General features: G+C 72.5%; 16 protein-coding genes. 5 read left to right on the plus strand and 11 right to left on the minus strand.

The features are described 5' to 3' along the window. Nucleotides 1-116: 116 nt before the first annotated feature. Entirely contained in the window at nucleotides 117-2,210 is a 2,094-nt protein-coding gene (locus BM339_RS40790) for a RecQ family ATP-dependent DNA helicase (RefSeq protein ID WP_075024325.1), read from the minus strand. 196 nt (nucleotides 2,211-2,406) lie between these two features. On the opposite strand from BM339_RS40790, the gene BM339_RS40795 reads away from it, so the two are divergent. The 3 genes from BM339_RS40795 to BM339_RS40805 are packed head-to-tail and all read left to right on the plus strand — an operon-like array spanning nucleotide 2,407 to nucleotide 5,263. Further along, complete coding sequence (locus BM339_RS40795) at nucleotides 2,407-3,735, plus strand: threonine/serine exporter family protein (protein WP_021595623.1); 1,329 nt, start codon at nucleotides 2,407-2,409, stop codon at nucleotides 3,733-3,735. 39 nt (nucleotides 3,736-3,774) lie between these two features. After that, the gene (locus BM339_RS40800; RefSeq protein WP_021595624.1) at nucleotides 3,775-4,101 is read left to right on the plus strand and encodes a hypothetical protein; all 327 of its coding nucleotides are present in this window, start codon (nucleotides 3,775-3,777) and stop codon (nucleotides 4,099-4,101) included. A gap of 10 nt (nucleotides 4,102-4,111) precedes the next feature. Continuing rightward, nucleotides 4,112-5,263 (plus strand): DUF6745 domain-containing protein, encoded by a 1,152-nt coding sequence (locus BM339_RS40805; RefSeq protein WP_075024388.1) that lies wholly within the window; start codon nucleotides 4,112-4,114, stop codon nucleotides 5,261-5,263. An 82-nt stretch (nucleotides 5,264-5,345) separates the two neighbouring features. Here BM339_RS40805 and BM339_RS40810 read toward each other — a convergent pair whose 3' ends face one another. The 10 genes from BM339_RS40810 to BM339_RS40855 form a co-directional block, all read right to left on the minus strand. Continuing rightward, nucleotides 5,346-5,732, minus strand: coding sequence for an ATP-binding protein (locus tag BM339_RS40810; protein WP_033333332.1), 387 nt, complete (start codon nucleotides 5,730-5,732; stop codon nucleotides 5,346-5,348). A gap of 140 nt (nucleotides 5,733-5,872) precedes the next feature. Then, nucleotides 5,873-6,727 (minus strand): STM4011 family radical SAM protein, encoded by an 855-nt coding sequence (locus BM339_RS40815; protein ID WP_021595627.1) that lies wholly within the window; start codon nucleotides 6,725-6,727, stop codon nucleotides 5,873-5,875. Continuing rightward, a complete protein-coding gene (locus tag BM339_RS52010) occupies nucleotides 6,727-8,022 on the minus strand; it encodes an STM4012 family radical SAM protein (RefSeq protein ID WP_256255766.1) in 1,296 nt (431 codons plus the stop codon). Before BM339_RS52010 ends, BM339_RS40815 begins: the two co-directional genes overlap by 1 nt. Then, nucleotides 8,019-8,819 (minus strand): STM4013/SEN3800 family hydrolase, encoded by an 801-nt coding sequence (locus BM339_RS52015; protein WP_075024326.1) that lies wholly within the window; start codon nucleotides 8,817-8,819, stop codon nucleotides 8,019-8,021. The genes BM339_RS52010 and BM339_RS52015 overlap by 4 nt, the downstream gene beginning before the upstream one ends. Next, nucleotides 8,807-9,889: an STM4014 family protein gene (locus BM339_RS40830; RefSeq protein WP_075024327.1), complete on the minus strand. Its 1,083-nt coding sequence runs from the start codon at nucleotides 9,887-9,889 to the stop codon at nucleotides 8,807-8,809. The genes BM339_RS52015 and BM339_RS40830 overlap by 13 nt, the downstream gene beginning before the upstream one ends. Further along, a complete protein-coding gene (locus BM339_RS40835) occupies nucleotides 9,886-10,839 on the minus strand; it encodes an STM4015 family protein (RefSeq protein ID WP_075024328.1) in 954 nt (317 codons plus the stop codon). The genes BM339_RS40830 and BM339_RS40835 overlap by 4 nt, the downstream gene beginning before the upstream one ends. Then, nucleotides 10,836-11,807: an STM4015 family protein gene (locus tag BM339_RS40840; RefSeq protein WP_021595632.1), complete on the minus strand. Its 972-nt coding sequence runs from the start codon at nucleotides 11,805-11,807 to the stop codon at nucleotides 10,836-10,838. The genes BM339_RS40835 and BM339_RS40840 overlap by 4 nt, the downstream gene beginning before the upstream one ends. An 87-nt stretch (nucleotides 11,808-11,894) precedes the next feature. Then, nucleotides 11,895-12,710: a MetQ/NlpA family ABC transporter substrate-binding protein gene (locus BM339_RS40845; protein WP_075024329.1), complete on the minus strand. Its 816-nt coding sequence runs from the start codon at nucleotides 12,708-12,710 to the stop codon at nucleotides 11,895-11,897. Nucleotides 12,711-12,730: 20 nt separating this feature from the next. Continuing rightward, nucleotides 12,731-13,387, minus strand: coding sequence for a methionine ABC transporter permease (locus BM339_RS40850; RefSeq protein ID WP_075024330.1), 657 nt, complete (start codon nucleotides 13,385-13,387; stop codon nucleotides 12,731-12,733). Continuing rightward, nucleotides 13,384-14,388, minus strand: coding sequence for a methionine ABC transporter ATP-binding protein (locus BM339_RS40855; RefSeq protein WP_075024331.1), 1,005 nt, complete (start codon nucleotides 14,386-14,388; stop codon nucleotides 13,384-13,386). The genes BM339_RS40850 and BM339_RS40855 overlap by 4 nt, the downstream gene beginning before the upstream one ends. 544 nt (nucleotides 14,389-14,932) lie before the next feature. Here BM339_RS40855 and BM339_RS40860 point away from each other — a divergent pair. Both BM339_RS40860 and BM339_RS40865 read left to right on the plus strand, forming a co-directional pair. Beyond that, complete coding sequence (locus tag BM339_RS40860) at nucleotides 14,933-15,508, plus strand: hypothetical protein (RefSeq protein WP_021595638.1); 576 nt, start codon at nucleotides 14,933-14,935, stop codon at nucleotides 15,506-15,508. A gap of 33 nt (nucleotides 15,509-15,541) precedes the next feature. Then, nucleotides 15,542-16,123 carry a TetR/AcrR family transcriptional regulator gene (locus BM339_RS40865; protein ID WP_075024332.1) on the plus strand — a complete coding sequence of 194 codons (582 nt, stop codon included), beginning with the start codon at nucleotides 15,542-15,544 and terminating at the stop codon, nucleotides 16,121-16,123. Nucleotides 16,124-16,136: the final 13 nt, after the last annotated feature.

Genomic DNA, 16,136 nt, shown 5'->3' on the forward strand with positions numbered 1-16,136 from the left:
CGCCGCCAGCACCAGGGAAGGGCCCGCGCCATCGCCGGTGTCCTCGTGGACGCGGGTGGCGGCGGTCATGGTCCACCCGTCTTTACGTGGTTGCCAAATGAGAGGGGCGGGTTGGGTTAGGAGGGGGTGGCCAGGGTCAGGGGGAGGATTTCGGTGGCGCCTGCTTCTTTTAGGAGGCGGGTGGCTGTGGTCATGGTCCAGCCGGTTTCTATGCGGTCGTCTACTAGGAGGGTGGGGCCCTGGTTGGTTGCTAGGGCGGTGGCGAGGTCGGTGGGGACGGCCAGGGAGTGCCAGACGGAGCGGAGGCGTTGGGCGCTGTTGTGGCGGCGTGGGGTCGGGTCGCCTCGTGGGGTCAGCTCGCCCAGGTACGGCAGGCGGCCGATCCGGGCGATGCTCTGGCCGAACGTCGTGACCAGGCGGGGGCGGGAGCGGGAGCCGATCGTGACGACGCCCGTGGGGCGGGCGGGCCAGTCCCAGGCGGCGAGGACCTGGACGACGGCGTCCACGAGGTCGGCGGGGACGTCGGTGTCGTCGGCGGCGAAGAGGTCGCGCAGGCGGTTGCCCCAGCCGATGTCGGTGAGGCGGCCGAGGGCGCGGCCGGTCTCGGCCTGGAGTTCGGGCTTGATGCGGCCGGAGACGCCCAGGTCGTCCTTGACGCCGGTGGGCCACATGCGGCGGGGGGCGATGTCGACCCCGGGACGGTGCAGCCGGTCGCGGGCCCGGGTGACGCTCTCGCGGGTGACCTCGGCGGGCCGGTGGCGGCCCGTGCAGTTGTCGCAGCGGCCGCAGGGGGCGGCGGCGGGGTCGTCCAGCTGGGTGCGCAGGTACTCCTCGCGGCAGGCCGTGGTCGAGATGTAGTCGAGCATGGCCTGCTGCTCGCGCCGGCGTTCGGCGGTGACGCGCTCGTAGCGTTCCCGGTCGTAGGACCAGGGCTCGCCGGTGGACGTCCAGCCGCCCTTGACGCGGCGGACGGCGCCGTCCACGTCGAGGACCTTCAGCATCATCTCCAGCCGGGCCCGGTTCAGGTCGACGAGCGGCTCCAGCGCGCCGGTGGAGAGGGGCCGGTCGGCGGCGTCCAGGACGTCGAGGGTGGCGCGGACGATGTGCTCCGGCGGGAAGGCGAGGCTGGCGAAGTAGGCCCAGATGTCGCGGTCCTCCCGGCCGGGGAGCAGGATCACCTCGGCGCGGTCGACGCCGCGTCCGGCCCGCCCGATCTGCTGGTAGTAGGCCACCGGGGACTGCGGCGCGCCGACGTGGACGATGAAGCCTAGGTCGGGCTTGTCGAAGCCCATGCCGAGGGCGCTGGTGGCGACGAGGGCCTTGAGCTTGTTGTCCTGGAGGTCCTGCTCGGCCTGGAGGCGTTCGGCCTGCTCGGTCTGGCCGGAGTAGGCGGCGACCTCGTGGCCCCGGTCGCGCAGGTAGCCGGTGATCTCGTGGGCGGCGGCGACGGTGAGGGTGTAGACGATGCCGGAGCCCGGGAGGTCGCCGAGGTGCTCGCCCAGCCAGGCGACGCGCTGCTCGGCGGTGGGCGGCGTCACCACGGCGAGGTGCAGCGACTCGCGTTCGAGGGGGCCGCGCAGGACGAGGGCGTCGGCGCCCGCGAGCTGCTCGGCGACGTCCTGGGTGACGCGGGCGTTGGCGGTCGCGGTGGTGGCGAGCACCGGGATCCCGGGCGGCAGGTCGGCCAGCAGGGTGCGCAGCCGCCGGTAGTCGGGGCGGAAGTCGTGGCCCCAGTCGGAGATGCAGTGCGCCTCGTCGACGACCACCAGCCCGGCGCCGGCGGCGAGCTTGGGCAGCACGAGGTCGCGGAAGTCGGGGTTGTTGAGCCGCTCGGGGCTGACCAGCAGGACGTCGACCGCGCCCGCCTCGACCTCGGCGAAGATCTGGTCCCAGTCGCCGGTGTTGGACGAGTTGATCGTGCGGGCGTGGATGCCCGCCCGGTCGGCCGCGTCGATCTGGTTGCGCATCAGCGCCAGCAGCGGCGAGACGATCACGGTCGGGCCGGCGCCGCGCTCGCGGAGCAGCCTGGTCGCCACGAAGTACACGGCGGACTTGCCCCAGCCCGTCCGCTGGACGACCAGGGCCCGGCGCCGCTCGACGACGAGCGCGCTGATCGCCGTCCACTGGTCGTCGCGGAGCCGCGCGTGGTCGCCCGCGAGGGCGCGCAGGCAGCGTTCGGCCTCGTCCCGGAGTCCGTCCGAAGTGCTCATGCGTCCTTGGTACCAGCGCTGTGGAAGACACCGCACCAGAATCACGTTCTGTGCAAAGGGTAAGGCCGGGCGGCGCGGATTTCGGACACCGGGGACGTGGGTAGCCTGCCAGTCAAGATCGGCTTCCAGGGCGGAAAGGGGCACGGGCAGGGGTATGGGCGCGGCTGAACGCTTGCGGCGGACGTGGCAGGTCCTGATGGACGGGTCGACCCCGGAACCCCACGAGGAAGAGCCCGGCGAGGTCGTCGATCCCCGGGCCGTCGACCTCGTCCTGCGGGTCGGTGAGCTGCTCCTGGCCAGCGGCGAGACGACGGAGCGCGTGAACGAGGCGATGCTCGGCCTGGCCGTGGCCTACGAGCTCCCCCGCTGCGAGGTGCAGGTCACGCTGACCAGCCTCCTGGTGTCGGCCCACCCGGGCGGGGGCGCGCCGCCCATGACCGGAACGCGCGCCATCCGCCGCCGGACTCCCGCCTACTGGCGGCTCACCGCACTCCACCAGCTCGTGCAGGACGCGTCCATCGGCATGCTGGAACTGGACGACGCGCACAAGCGGCTCGCGCAGATCAAGCGGGGCCGCCCCCCGTACCCGGCCTGGCTGCTCGTGGTGTCGCTGGGGCTCATCTCCGCGTCCGGCAGTGTGCTGTCCGGCGGTGGACCGCTCGTCGCGACCACCGCGTTCGTCGCCACCCTCCTCGGCGACCGCGCCGCCGCCTACCTGGCGCGCCGCGGCGTCGCCGAGTTCTTCCAGCTGGCGGTGGCCGCCGCGATCGGCGCCACCGCGGCGGTGCTGGTGGTGGCGATGGGCAATCCCGGCCAGGCCGCCACGATCGTGACCGGCGCGATCCTGGCGCTGCTGCCGGGGCGCCCGCTCGTGGCGAGCATCCAGGACGGCATCACCGGTGACCTGGTCAGCGCGGGGGCGCGGGTGCTGGAGGTCTTCTTCATGATCGCGGCGATCGTCGCCGGGCTCGGCGCGGTCGTCTACCTCGCGGTCAGCCTCGGCGTGCCGATCGACGTCCGCCACCTGCCCACCCCGTCGGCGAAGCTGGAGCCCGTCGCGGTCATCGCCGCCGCCGCGATCTCGCTGACGTTCGCGGTGTCCCTGGCGACGCCGCGGGACGTGCTGGCGGCCACCGCGCTCGGCGGCGCGCTGATCTGGGTGCTGTACGTGCTGGCCCGCGGGTGGGACGTGCCGCCGGTCCTCGCCTCGGCCGTGGCCGCCACGATCGTCGGTGTGGCGGCGAGCTGGCTCGCGCGCAGGCACGGGCAGCCCGTCATGCCGTACGTGGTCCCGGCGATCGGCCCCCTCCTGCCGGGGACCGCGCTCTACCGGGGCATGGTCGAGCTCAACACCGGCTCGCCGCAGGCGGGCGTGCTGAGCCTCATCACCGCCGTGTCGGTGGCCCTCGCGCTCGGCGCCGGCGTCAACCTCGGCGGCGAGCTCGTCCGGGCGTTCCAGCGGGTGGGCCTGAGCGCGTCCGGGCGCTGGGCGCGCCCCGCCGCCCGCCGCACCCGCGGCTTCTGAGCCCGCCGTTTTGTCGGTGGCGGACGTTACGTTCGCCGCATGTACCGACAGGGAGACGTCCTGATCCTGCCCGTGCCCGAGGAGGCGGTCCCGCAGTCCGTGCGCGGCCTGCCGCCGTCCCCGCGCGACGGGAGGGGCCGCATGGTGCTCGCGCTCGGCGAGGCGACGGGGCACGCGCACGCGCTGACGGCGCCGGGCTCGCTGCTGCGCACGCCCGACCCGCTCGTCCCGGACCACCTGCACCTGCCGTCCGGCGGGCGGCTGGTGCACGAGGAGCACGCGCCGATCACGCTGCCCAAGGGCTGGTACCGGGTGATCCGGCAGCGCGAGTACGTGCCCGGGTCCGTCCGCGTCGTGGCGGACTGAGGTGGCCGCGATGCTCACCGGAACGGTACGCGAGACGCACTTCGTGGTCGGCGACTGGCAGGCGGTGGCGTTCGCCGCCGCTCCCGCCGACCGTGCCCGGGCCGAGGCGGGCGTGGCCGCCGCCTACGCGTCCGCGGGGCTGGACGCGCCGGAGCGGTACGTCTGGGTGCCCTCCCCGGCGCGGGGGGCCGTCGCGGCGGCCGTCATCGCCGGGCATGGCGAGGCGCTGGAGGCGGCCGGTCTCGGCGGCCTCGTCGAACAGGCGCGGGCCGACCTCGGTGACGGCGAGGCGGGCGGGAGCGTCCTGCCGGAGGTGCGCACCCGCCCCTGGGAGGAGGAACGTGCGGCCGCCTGCTCCGAACAGGGGCCGGAGCAGTGGCCGCGCACATGGGCGGAGACCGGCGGCCTGCTCTGGAACCAGGTGCAGGCGCTGGTCGCGCGGGTGCGCGGCGCGATCGGCGAGCAGGCGCACGGCCGGCCGGGCGGCGCCGGGAACCGGGAGGAGACCCCGCAGCAGAGCGCGGCGGAGTCCCTGCTGCGCGCCGTCACGCTCGACGCGGTCCTGGGCCAGCACGATGCGCCGTGGCTCGCGCTGTTCGAGTCGCTCGGGCGGCTGGACGGCCCGCTCGCCGGCCTGGCGGAGGCCGCCCGTTCGGCGGGATGGTGGTGGCCCTACGAGCGGCTGGCGATCCTCACCGAGCGGCCGAGCGAGCTGCACCGCGACGAGCCGGGCCGGCTGCACCGCGGCGACGGCCCCGCCCTGGCCTACCCGGACGGGTTCGCGCTGCACGCCTGGCGCGGCATGCCGATCCCGCACGACTTCGTCGCGTCGCTGGCCGGCCTCACGCCCGACCGCATCTCGTCGGAGCAGAACGCCGAGCTGCGCCGCGTCATGCTGGAGATCTTCGGCTACGACCGCTACCTGGCCGAGACCGGCGCGCGTCCCCTGCACCGGGACGAGACGGGCGTCCTGTGGTCGATCGAGCTGCCGGGCGACGAGCCGGTGGTGATGGTCGAGGTGGTCAACTCCACTCCCGAGCCGGACGGCACGCACCGCACCTATTACCTGCGCGTCCCGCCCGGTACCCGCACAGCACGCGCGGGGGTCGCCTGGACGTTCGGCGTGGACGAGGACGACTACCGCCCAGAAAAGCAGACCTGAGCCCCTCGACGGCCGGGGCGCACCCGGCCCGGCGGGCGTCCCCTGGTCGCACTTCCCCAGTAACCAGAGGACGCCCGCCCGTTCACGACGTGATGGTCTGCGCCCAGGTGACCTTCCCTCCGGCGGTCGAACGCCAGCCCCAGGAGCGCGCGAGGGCGCCGACGAGCATGAGCCCGCGCCCGCCTTCGGCGTGGAGGTCGACGATGGGCGCGGCGGGGCCCTCGGGGTTGTCGTCCCACACCTCGACCATGGCGGTCGCGTCGTCGAGCAGGTAGAGGACGAGCGTGATCGTGTTCGCGTGCCGGATCGCGTTGGTGACGAGCTCGCTGGTGATGAGCTCCAGGTCGCCGTTGACGTCGGCGCGGTTCCAGCCGTCCAGCGCCGCGCGCACCGTGTCGCGCGCGGCCCGCACGGCCGCGTCCACGGGTTTCAGCGCGAGGATGAAGTGGGGTCGTTCTCGATGGTCCACGGAACCGCCTAGGCTCGCCGGCTAACGCAAGCATGCGCCCTCCGGGGCGGTCGTGCACGGGATCCGCGCGCTCCGGGATGACCGGCTCGGGCCGACGCCCGGCCGCCGGGGCCGAGCCGGCAGCCCGGGGGCCGGAGGGGTCAAGCCTGCCCGAGCAGGGCGGGGATGCGTTCCAGGACGCCTCCGGCGAACGTGCCGTAGAGGCCCAGCGGTTCGAGGTGGACGTAGCCGATGTGGCAGTCGCAGGTGTCCAGCGGGCAGGGGCGCGGCGCCAGGGCGTCCCGGAACGAGCCGTCGTAGAGGTTGCCCAGCACGGACGGGACGAAGTGGCAGCGGCGCACCGTGCCGTCGCCGTCCACCGACACGACGCTGTCGCCGGTCCGGCACGGGAGCCCGCGGCTGGCGTGCGGGCGGCGGCTCACCGGGAACAGCGGGTCGATCTCCGTCCAGGACGCTGCCTCGGCGTCGTCGTAGACGCGTCCCTCGGCGGCGTTGACCCACAGGTAGGTTCCGTCCGGCAGGTCGGCGCGCAGGCGGCGGGCGGCGCCGAGGTGGTCGGGCTGCCCGACGATCCCGACGCTGAAGCGAACGCCGCGGGCCGCCAGGTCGCGGCACTTGCCCAGGAACCGCTCGTACGGGACCTGGCCGGGGTGGTAGGTCGCCCACAGCGCCAGCCGCGTGAGGTCGGCGCCGTCCGTCCAGGACACGCGGTGGCTCAGGTTCGTCTGGATCGCGACCCGTTCGACGTGCGGAAGGTGACTCAGCTCGGTGAGGGCGCGCCTGTACCAGGACCGTACGAGTCCCTCTCCCCACGGCGTGAACAGGACGGAGATGCGATGGTCGCACTCGGCGACCCACTCTGTGAAGCGTTCGAGCGCGGCACGGTCGGCGCGGAGTTGCTCCGGTGTGTCGCGGCGCTTTGCGAAGGGGCAGTACGGGCAGTCGTAGTCGCAGCTCGCGAGCGGCCCCCGGTAGAGGATCGTCAGGTGTTCCATCACCGCGCCTCGTAGGAGTCCATCAGCGCTTGGACACGGGACGAGAACAGGGCCGGGCCGATGGCATCGGAGTAGGCGAGCCCTTCCGGTGTCAGTCGCACAGTGCTTTCGGACGTCTCCAGCCACTCGCGGTCTGCGAACGACTTGAGATCGGCGGGGAAGTCGTCCAATGGGTCGGAGCCGAAGCGTGCACGGTAGGCGTCCCGGTCCATCCCCTCTGCCTGCAGAAGGGACTGGATGAGATGCCGGCGCCGACGTTCTTCGTCATCCACCTCGAAACCCACACGGGCGGTGGTGAAGTCGGTCTCGCGCACGTAGTCGTCGATGATGGAACGCACCTGACCGGCTCCGACCGCGTATTCGAAGGAGTAGTGCAGGCGCGACGTGTAGGAGCGAGCCCCGCATCCCAGCCCGACCATGCCGTCCGTCTGGCAGCAGTACTCCGTCCCACCCGCGTCAGCGGAGGGCAGCCGGAACATGCGCATCGACACCTGCTCGTAGCCCTCGGCCAGAAGGTGGTCACGTCCGATCCTGTAGAGGGTGAGGCGCTGGTCGTCCCAATCGCGGGCCCTGCGTCCCAGGCCGGTCAGCGGACGGACGTACAACGGGTACAGGTAGACCTCCTCCGGACGCCACGCCAAGGCGGCGTCCAGGGACCGCGTCCATGTCGCGGGCGTCTGCCCGTCGATGCCGTAGATGAGGTCGATGTTGAGGGTCGGGAAGCCGACGGCCCTGATCCGGTCCAGCGCGGCCTCCACTTCGGCGCGCTTCTGCGGGCGGACGGCCGCACGCGCCTCCTCGTCCAGGAAGCTCTGCACCCCGATGGAGACGCGTGTCGTCCCGCGGTCGGCGAGGACGGTCAGCCGGTCCGTGGTGGCGGTCGCCGGGGACGTCTCCACGCCCAGCGGACCAGAGCCGAAGCCGTCGAACCGTCCGGCGATGTCGCAGAGCCGTTCCAGTTCAGGCGCCGTGAGATAGGTGGGGGTTCCGCCGCCGAACGCTGCGGTGGCGAACACCGGTCCGTCGCGCCCGCCCTCGTCCAGGGCGTCCAGGACGCTCGTGGCCTGCCGGTCGAGCGCGTCCAGGTAGGCACCGGTCAGCTCGTCGGGGGCACCGGTGCGGGTGAAGAGGTTGCAGAAGCCGCACCGCATCTCGCAGAAGGGCACGTGCAGGTAGAGGAAGAGCGCGTCCAGCCGCTCCCCCGCCCACACGTCCCGGAGGGCGGGCGCGGGTCGCAGCGGGCGGTAGGCGGTCTTGTGCGGGTACGCGTACACGTACCCCTGGTAGGGCTTCACGACAGAACGAACTCCCCGTAAGGAACGGTCCAGACGACCTCGTGGCCGATGCGGTGACCCACATGGCCGTCCTCCCCGTACGCCGTCCCGTGGTCGGAACAGACGATGACGAAACAAGGACGGCGCATCAGCTCGAACAACCGGCCGATATGGGTGTCGACATGCCGGAGCGCAGCGGCGTGGCTCGCGCGCGTGTCGCCGTCCGAGCTTGCCGCACCCTCCAGGTAGAACCAGTTGGGCTGATGCAGGGACGCGACGTTCAGGAACAGGAACAGGCGGCGCTCGGCGGGCTGCCGCGCCACGATGTCGGCGACGCGGTCGATCTGGTTGGGCAGGGCGTCCGGATCGGTGACGCCGAACGCGCGTTCCCAGTGGCTTTCCGCGAACAGCGACGGCAGCGCCGAACCGAGCGGCGTCAGCTTGTTGAAGAACCCGACGCCGCCCACGCAGACCGTGTGGTAGCCGGCCGCGCAGAGACCGGACGGCAGGTCGGCGGCGTCGAACGTCCACGTGCCGGGGGCGGTGGTCTCGCTGCCCGGGAACGCTCCGGCGAACAGGCGCGGATGCGGCCCGGGCGACGCGGGAGTCGGGAGGAACCCGGCCAGCATCGCGGCGTGCGCGGCGTAGGTGAAGCTGCCCGGCGTGTGGCGGCGCTCCCAGCGGCCGCCCGGCAGGAGCCCGGTGAGCGTGGGCGTCCCGCCCGACGCGGCGAGTTCGGCCGCCACGTCGTAGCGCAGCGTGTCGAGGGTCACCAGCAGCACGTCGTGGCTGCCGATGACCTCGTTCATGTCGTACATCCGGTGACGATCTCCGGCAAGGCGGCCTTGACCTGGGCAGCATAGGTATCGAGCCCCTCGGCGGAGCTTCCGGGCAAGCCGGTCAGACCCGGGAGCAGGTCACCGAAGGCGTTCACCTCGCACACCGAGAACCGCTTCAGCCCGTGCCCCACAAGGAGATCGACCCCGACCATCGGGCTGGACGGGAAGCAGGCCGCCGCCCGCGCGCACACGTCCAGCGCCCGGCGCCAGCCGTTCTCCCCCAGCGCGCTCCGCACGGCGCCGAGATCTCCCCTGGCGCCGCCCAGATGCAGGTTGGTCATCGGGGAAAGGCTCGTCCGGACGACCGCGTGCGTGGGTTCCCCGTGGACGACGACCACGCGCAGGTCGAACACGCGCCCGCCGAGAGTGGCCTTCGGCAGCCACCGCTCGACGTGCAGGCCGTCCGGCGCGAGCAGGTCGATCAGCGCCGCGACCTCCTCCTCGGTCTCGTACGAGCGCACGCGCAGGGAATTGAACAGCCGGTCCCCCGCCATGAACGCCGACGTCACGGCCCTGACCCGGCCCGGAGCGGTCTGCAGGGCGACCACCCCGGAGGCGGACGAGCCGTGCGCCGGCTTCACGAACACCCGCCGCTCCCCCGCCTCGTCCATCCGCGAGCGGAGCGCCGCGTACCCGTCGACATCGGACAGGGCGGCCGGGACGGGCACCCCGGCCGACAGCAGGCGGGCGTGCGAGCGCCGCTTGTCGAACATCACCCCGATCTCCTCGACGTCACCGAGGATCCACGCCCCGGACGCCGCGGCCGACGACGCCAGGCGGCGCAGAGCGGCCGTGAACGTCCGGTGCCAGCGGGCCCCGCCGCCCACCCGCGCGGGCTCGCCGGGACCGCGCAGCAGCGCGTCGGCCGCGGGATCCTCACCCGGAGAGTCGATGCGGACCTTGTCGCCCGCCTCGAAGGCGAGCGGGGCACCGCTCAGCACGTCCGTCCAGGGGATGAGCCGCGGCTCGGGCAACCCGGCGGAACGGCACGCCCGCGCGAACAGCGCGGGACGCCGGTCACCGGGCGTCCCGACCACCGCGAACGTCATTCCGACACCGCGACGTAGAGGGCGCTTGAGGCCCATTCGTCACCGACCCACTCCGCATTGCCCACAGCGTCGCGGAGGTCGAGCTCGACGCCCGGCAGGGCGGCCTTCAGCCGCTCCACCATCGGCTCGCTCAGGAAGGCATGGTGGAGATCAAGCTTCCGCAGGTGGGTGAGGGGCTGCCCGGCCAGAAGCGCCTCGGCGCCCCGGTCGCTGAGCATCCCCATCGCCAGGCTGAGCGACTCCAGCCGCGGGACGACCGGTGCGCTCGCGAGGGCCTCCGCCAGTGCGTCCTGGAACGGGCCGTTCTCCAGGCCGAGGTGCCTCAGCGAGGGGAAACGCTCGCCGGTCAGGACGGGCGCGTAGTCGTCGGCCTCCGACGACCCGGCATACCACTCGGACCCGATCCACAGGTCCAGATGCTCCAGGGCGGGCAGATCGCCGGCCATCACCGTCCGGACGACCTCGGCCGGCAGCCCGCCCGACTCGATCCGCAGCACCTTCAGCCGCTCGCTGCGGATCGGCTCGAACCGCAGGTCCGACGCCCCGCGGATCTCGAAGTGCTCCAGGCCCGGGTACGCCGCGAACAGCGGCGAGATGTCACCGTTCTTGATCCAGGAGATGTGCAGGTCCCAGTCGAGGATGTCGCCGAGGAACACCGCCCGCAGGTTCGGCAGGCGCCCGGCGTTGCCGACCAGCCAGTCCACCGGGGAGAACTCCTCGGGATCGAACCCCCAGAAGCCGATGACGAGGTGGGTGACCTTCGCGGTGTCGACCGTCTCCAGGAAGAGGCCGAGGTTCTCCGGGACCTCCGCGCCCCACACGCCGTTGTCGGCGACGTGGTGGTAGACGCCCCAGGCGACGTCGCCCGGCGCGGGCAGCGGGCCGTCCGGCTCGCCGTCGAAGGTGTGCACGGGCAGGCCCGCGAAGGTGGAGAGCCGCTCCTGGATCATTCGGAGACCGCGATGTAGTGCCAGTCGGTGTCGTTCGTCTCCTGGTGGTCCAGGTCGACCTCGACGCCCGGCAGCGCCGTCCGCACCCGCTCGACCATCGCATCGGACAGGAAGTGGTGGTGCAGGTCGAGCCTGCGCAGGTGGGTGAGCGGCTGGCCGGACAGCAGCGCCTCCCCGCCCTGGTCGGTCAGGATGCCCATCGCCAGGCTGAGCGACTCCAGCCGCGCCACCACGGGCGCGCCCGCGACGGCCGCCGCGATCTCGTCCTCGATCTCGCTGTCCTCAAGGCCGAGGTGGCGCAGCGCGGGCAGCCGCTCGCCGCTCAGGAGCGGCGCCAGGTCGGCGACGGTCGTGTCACCGCCGTAGCCGTCCTCGCCGAGCCACAGGTCGAGGTGCTCCAGGTTCGGCAGATCGCTCGCTGCGACGGCCCGCACGATCGTGGCCGGCAGCCCGCCCGACTCGAACCGCAGCACCTTCAGCCGCTCGCTGCCGACCGGTTCGAGGACGAGCCCCTGGGAACCGCGCACGTCGAACCGCTCCAGGCCGGGGAACGCGGCGAACAGGGGCGTGATGTCGGAGTGCTCGATCCAGGAGATCTCCGCTTCCTCGCCGGTGATGTCCCCGAGGAACAGGGCCCGCAGCTTCGGGAAGGACGCGGCCGCCTCGGTCAGCAGCGCCACCGGGTCGGCGACGCCGTCGTCGTAGGACGCGCCCCAGTACCCGATGATCAGCGCGGTGATCTCGGTGGTGTCGACGGTCTTCAGGAACCGGGCGAAGACGTCACCGAACCCCTCCTCGTCGAAGGACGTCCCGACGAACCAGGCGACCTCGCCCGCGGGCGGGAGGTCCGCTCCGGCGACCGGACCGGACCCGGCCCCGTCGTCGTCCTCCTCCTCGGCGCCGGTGTCCTCGTTGAACGTGGCCACCGGCAGGCCGAAGTACTCCTCAAGGTGCTCGTATACGCTCATGGTTCCCTTTCGCGAGATCGTCGGCACATGTCCTATCAGGACGGGCGGACATCCGGCGCCGCTTTCCGCGCGGAAGGGATCACCGGCTCAGGACGCGATCAGCACCGACCCCTTGTACTTGTCCTCGACGTACTTCCTGACCTCCGGCCCCTGGAGCAGTTGGACGAGCTTCTTCACGCGCGGGTCGTCCTTGTTCTCCGGCAGCGTGACGATCCCGTTGGCGTACGGGTTGCCCTCGGCCTTCTCCGCGACGAGCGCGTCCTTGTTCGGCGCCAGCCCGGCCTCGATGGCGTAGTTGCCGTTGATCACCGACAGGTCGACGTCCTCCAGCGAGCGGGGCAGCTGCGCGGCCTTCAGGGGCTTGAACTTCAGGCCCTTGGGGTTGCTCGCGATGTCCCGCTCGGTCGCACTCGCGCGCGCGCCCGGCTTGAGGGTGAGCAGGCCGTTGTCGGCGAGCAGCTTCAGCGAGCGCCCCTCGTTGGCGGGGTCGTTCGGGACCGCCACGGTCGCGCCCTGCGGGACGGCCCGCAGGTCCTTCACCTTCTTGGAGTACACGCCGAGCGGTTCCAGGTGGACGGGCGCGACGAACGCCAGGTTCGTCCCGGCCTTCTTCTCGAACTCCTCCATGAACGGCACGTGCTGGAAGTAGTTGGCGGTGACCTGCTTCTCCTTCAGCGCCGTGTTCGGCTGCTGGTAGTCGTTGAAGGTCACGATGTCGAGTTCGAGGCCGGCCTTGCCCGCGAGATCGTCCTTCACGTAGGTGAGGATGTCGCCGTGCGGGACGGGGTTGACCGCGACCTTCAGCGGGGCGTCCGGGTCGTCCGACGCCGACGACGAGCCGCAGGCGGTCAGGCCCGCGAGGAGCAGGGCGGAGGCCAGCGCGGTGGTGATCTTGCGAAGCACGAGGAGTGCCCTTCTGTGCGTTACCTGTGGGTGAGGCGGCGGGCGACGAGGTCCCCCGCGGCCTGGATGAGCAGGACCAGGACGATCAGCAGCGCCACGGTCGCGACCATGACCTTGGTCTCGAAGCGCTCGTAGCCGTAGACGACGGCGAGGTTGCCGAGCCCGCCGCCGCCGACCGTCCCGGCCATGGCCGTGTAGCCGATCAGCGCGATGACGGTGACGGTCAGGCCGGACACCAGGCCGGGCCGCGCCTCGCGCAGCATGACCTTGCCGACGATCTCCCGGCGGGTGGCGCCCATCGCGTCCGCCGCGGCGAGCACGCCCGGGTCGACCTCGCGCAGCGCGATCTCGACGAGCCGGGCGTAGAACGGGATGGCGCCCACGGTCAGCGGGACGATCGCGGCGGCGTTGCCGATGCTGGTGCCGACGACGATCCGGGTGAACGGGATGATCGCCACCATCAGGATCAGGAACGGCAGTGAGCGGCCGACGTTGACGACCACGCCGAGCACCGCGTTGAGCGGCGGGGCGGGCAGCAGGCCGCCGCGCTCGGTCACCACCAGCAGCACGCCGAGCAGCAGCCCGAAGGCGGCGGTGAGCAGCGTCGCGACGCCGGTCATGTAGAGGGTGTCCACGGTCGCCGGCCACAGCAGCGGCATGACCTCGTCCCAGCTCATCGGGCGTCCTCCTGTGGGGGGTTCTTCAGCTCCACGGCCAGTCCGGACTCGCGCAGGAACGCGAGCTGGGCGGCGTTGAGCGACGGGTCGCCGGGCAGTTCGAGCTGGAGCCGGCCGACGCGCTCGCCGTCGACGCTCTCCACGGCGCCGCCGAGGATGTTGACGTCGACCGAGTACTTGCGGGCCAGCGCCGACACGACCGGCTCCCCGGTCGCCTCGCCGGTGAACGTGACCTCGATGACGGTCGTGCCGTCGCGGGGCTCGGCCGGCGGCAGCGGGAACAGGCCGCGGGCGAGCTCGGAGCCGGGCCGGGCGAGCAGCCCGCGGACGGGTCCCGACTCGGTGAGCCTGCCGTCCCGCATGACCGCGGCCGAGTCGCAGATGCGCTTGACCACGTCCATCTCGTGGGTGATCAGCAGGACGGTGAGGCCGAGGCGCCGGTTGAGGTCGCGCAGCAGCTCCAGGATCGACGCGGTCGTCTCCGGGTCGAGCGCGGACGTCGCCTCGTCCGACAGCAGCACCTTGGGGCGTCCGGCCAGCGCGCGGGCGATGCCGACGCGCTGCTTCTGCCCGCCGGAGATCTGCGCCGGATGGGCCCTGGCGTGCTCGGTCAGCCCGACGAGGTCGAGCAGCTCGGCGACCCGGCGCGCCCGCTCCGCGCGCGGGACGCCCATGACCTCCAGCGGGAACGCGACGTTCCCGGCGACCGTCCGGCTGCCGAGCAGGCCGAAGTGCTGGTGGATCATGCCGATCCCCTGGCGTGCCCTGCGCAGCTCCCCGCCGCGCAGGGCCAGCAGGTCCCGGCCGTCGACCACGATGCGGCCCTCGTCCGGACGTTCCAGGAGGTTGACGCAGCGCAGCAGGGTGCTCTTGCCGGCGCCGCTGCGGCCGAGCACGCCGAAGACCTCGCCCTCGGCGACGGCCAGGTCGACGCCGTCGACGGCGGTCACCTCGCGGCCTCGGTCGCGGTGGACCTTACGCAGTTTTTCGATCTGAATCACAGGGAATCACCCATGCGGAACGGGGGCCACCGGACGGGCGGCGTGGATCAGGACGGGGCCGGGCGGCGCGGGGCGCTCAGGAGAGACCGGGCGGGTACGGCGCGTGGCCCAGCAGATGGCGTTCGATGCTCATGCGTGACTCGGGTGTCGGGACGGGCTCGCTTCGGGGCGCGAGGCTCAGGCAGGGGCCCTCAGCGGTCACACATTCGCCGGCAACACGTACGCCGCATGGCCCGCGGCATGGGCGGGCGGTGCTCGCGGCACGGGCGTACGGAAGGCATGTCAGCAGTTAACCGGCTCTACGCCGCTGACCGCAAATCCATCCGGTGTGACACCGATCGCTCTCCGTTCCCCGGCGGCGAGTGCCCTGGCCGCGCGGGTGAGCACAAGATCGTCCAGAGGATGAAGTCCGGATGGCAAAGCCTTGACGGGAGTACCTCAGACGGGTGAAACCAGACGAGCCGGACCTCTAGAGTGAGTGCCACGTGGGGGCCCTCTCGCGAGAGGGCCCTTTGCCCTGCCTGCATGATCAGAGGTCCCCCAGATGAACGACCACGAGGTGCACGAGGAGTGCATGCGGCTCCTCAGGGACGGCCTCCCCGTCCCCGCTCCCGCCGCCTTCGAGGAGGGCCGGGACTTCCTTCCGCTCGGGCTCGACATGGACGGCGACGTCGCCGTCGTCACGTTCCTGCACCAGTGGGGGGACGCCGCGTCCGCGTTCATCGAGGGCTGGACGTTCCATCGCCGCGACGGCGAGTGGCGGGAGCTGGGCGGCGCCGGCGGGTCGGCCCCCGCCGAGCCGCTGGCACGGCGCTCGTCGGGCGAGATGGGGCGCCATCTGCTGAAGTACGGCTCCGGCCGGACGGTCCGCAACTCCAACCGGCTGCTGCCGTGGGGCGCCAAGTGGGTGAACGAGGCGCGGCTGCGGGCCTCGGCGGAGGTCGTGCGGGTCCGGGTGGGCAAGCGGATCCTGGACGTCCCGGAGCACGGGCACGTCGTGGTGGTGTGGGGCGCCCGCCGCGGCCCGGTCGTCGAGGCGCTGGCCGCCGACGGGTCCGTCCTGGACGCCCTCGACCTCGACCGCCCGTTCGTCGCGGCGCACCCCAAGGCCGATATTTGACCGTTCGTTCTGGAACGGTCTAAGGTCCGTGCCATGGCACGGACGAAGGAGTTCGACCCGGATGCGGTGCTGCAGCGGGCCCTGGAGCTGTTCTGGGAGCGCGGGTACGAGGCGACGTCCATGGCCGACCTCGTGGCCCACCTCGGCGTCGCCCGCGCCAGCCTGTACGCGACGTTCGGCGGCAAGCACGAGCTGTACTTGAAGGCCCTCGAACGCTACCTCCAGCTCACGGACCCGCAGATCGCCGAGGCGCTGTCGCGCCCCGGTCCCGTGCTGCCGGCGGTGCGGGAGCTGATCGAGCGCTTCGCCGAGGAATCCGGGCGCGACCGTCCGCGGCGCGGCTGCCTCGTCGTGAACACGGCCGTCGAACTGGCCGCGCACGACGCCGACGCCGCACGCCTCGTCGAGGCGAGCTGGAGTTTCCTGGAGGCGTCGCTCACCTCCGCCCTGATGCGCGCGCGGGCCCAGGGAGAGCTGCCTCCCGGCAAGGACCCCCGGGCGCTGGCCCGCCTGCTGCTCGTCCTCTTCCAGGGCATGCGCGTCCTCGGGCGCGCACCGGCCGACGACAACCGCCTCCGGGACGCGACCCACCAGGCCATCGCCCTCTTCGACTGAACGTCCCGCCGCC

The organism is Actinomadura madurae, assembly GCF_900115095.1.
GTDB classification, from domain to species: domain Bacteria; phylum Actinomycetota; class Actinomycetes; order Streptosporangiales; family Streptosporangiaceae; genus Spirillospora; species Spirillospora madurae.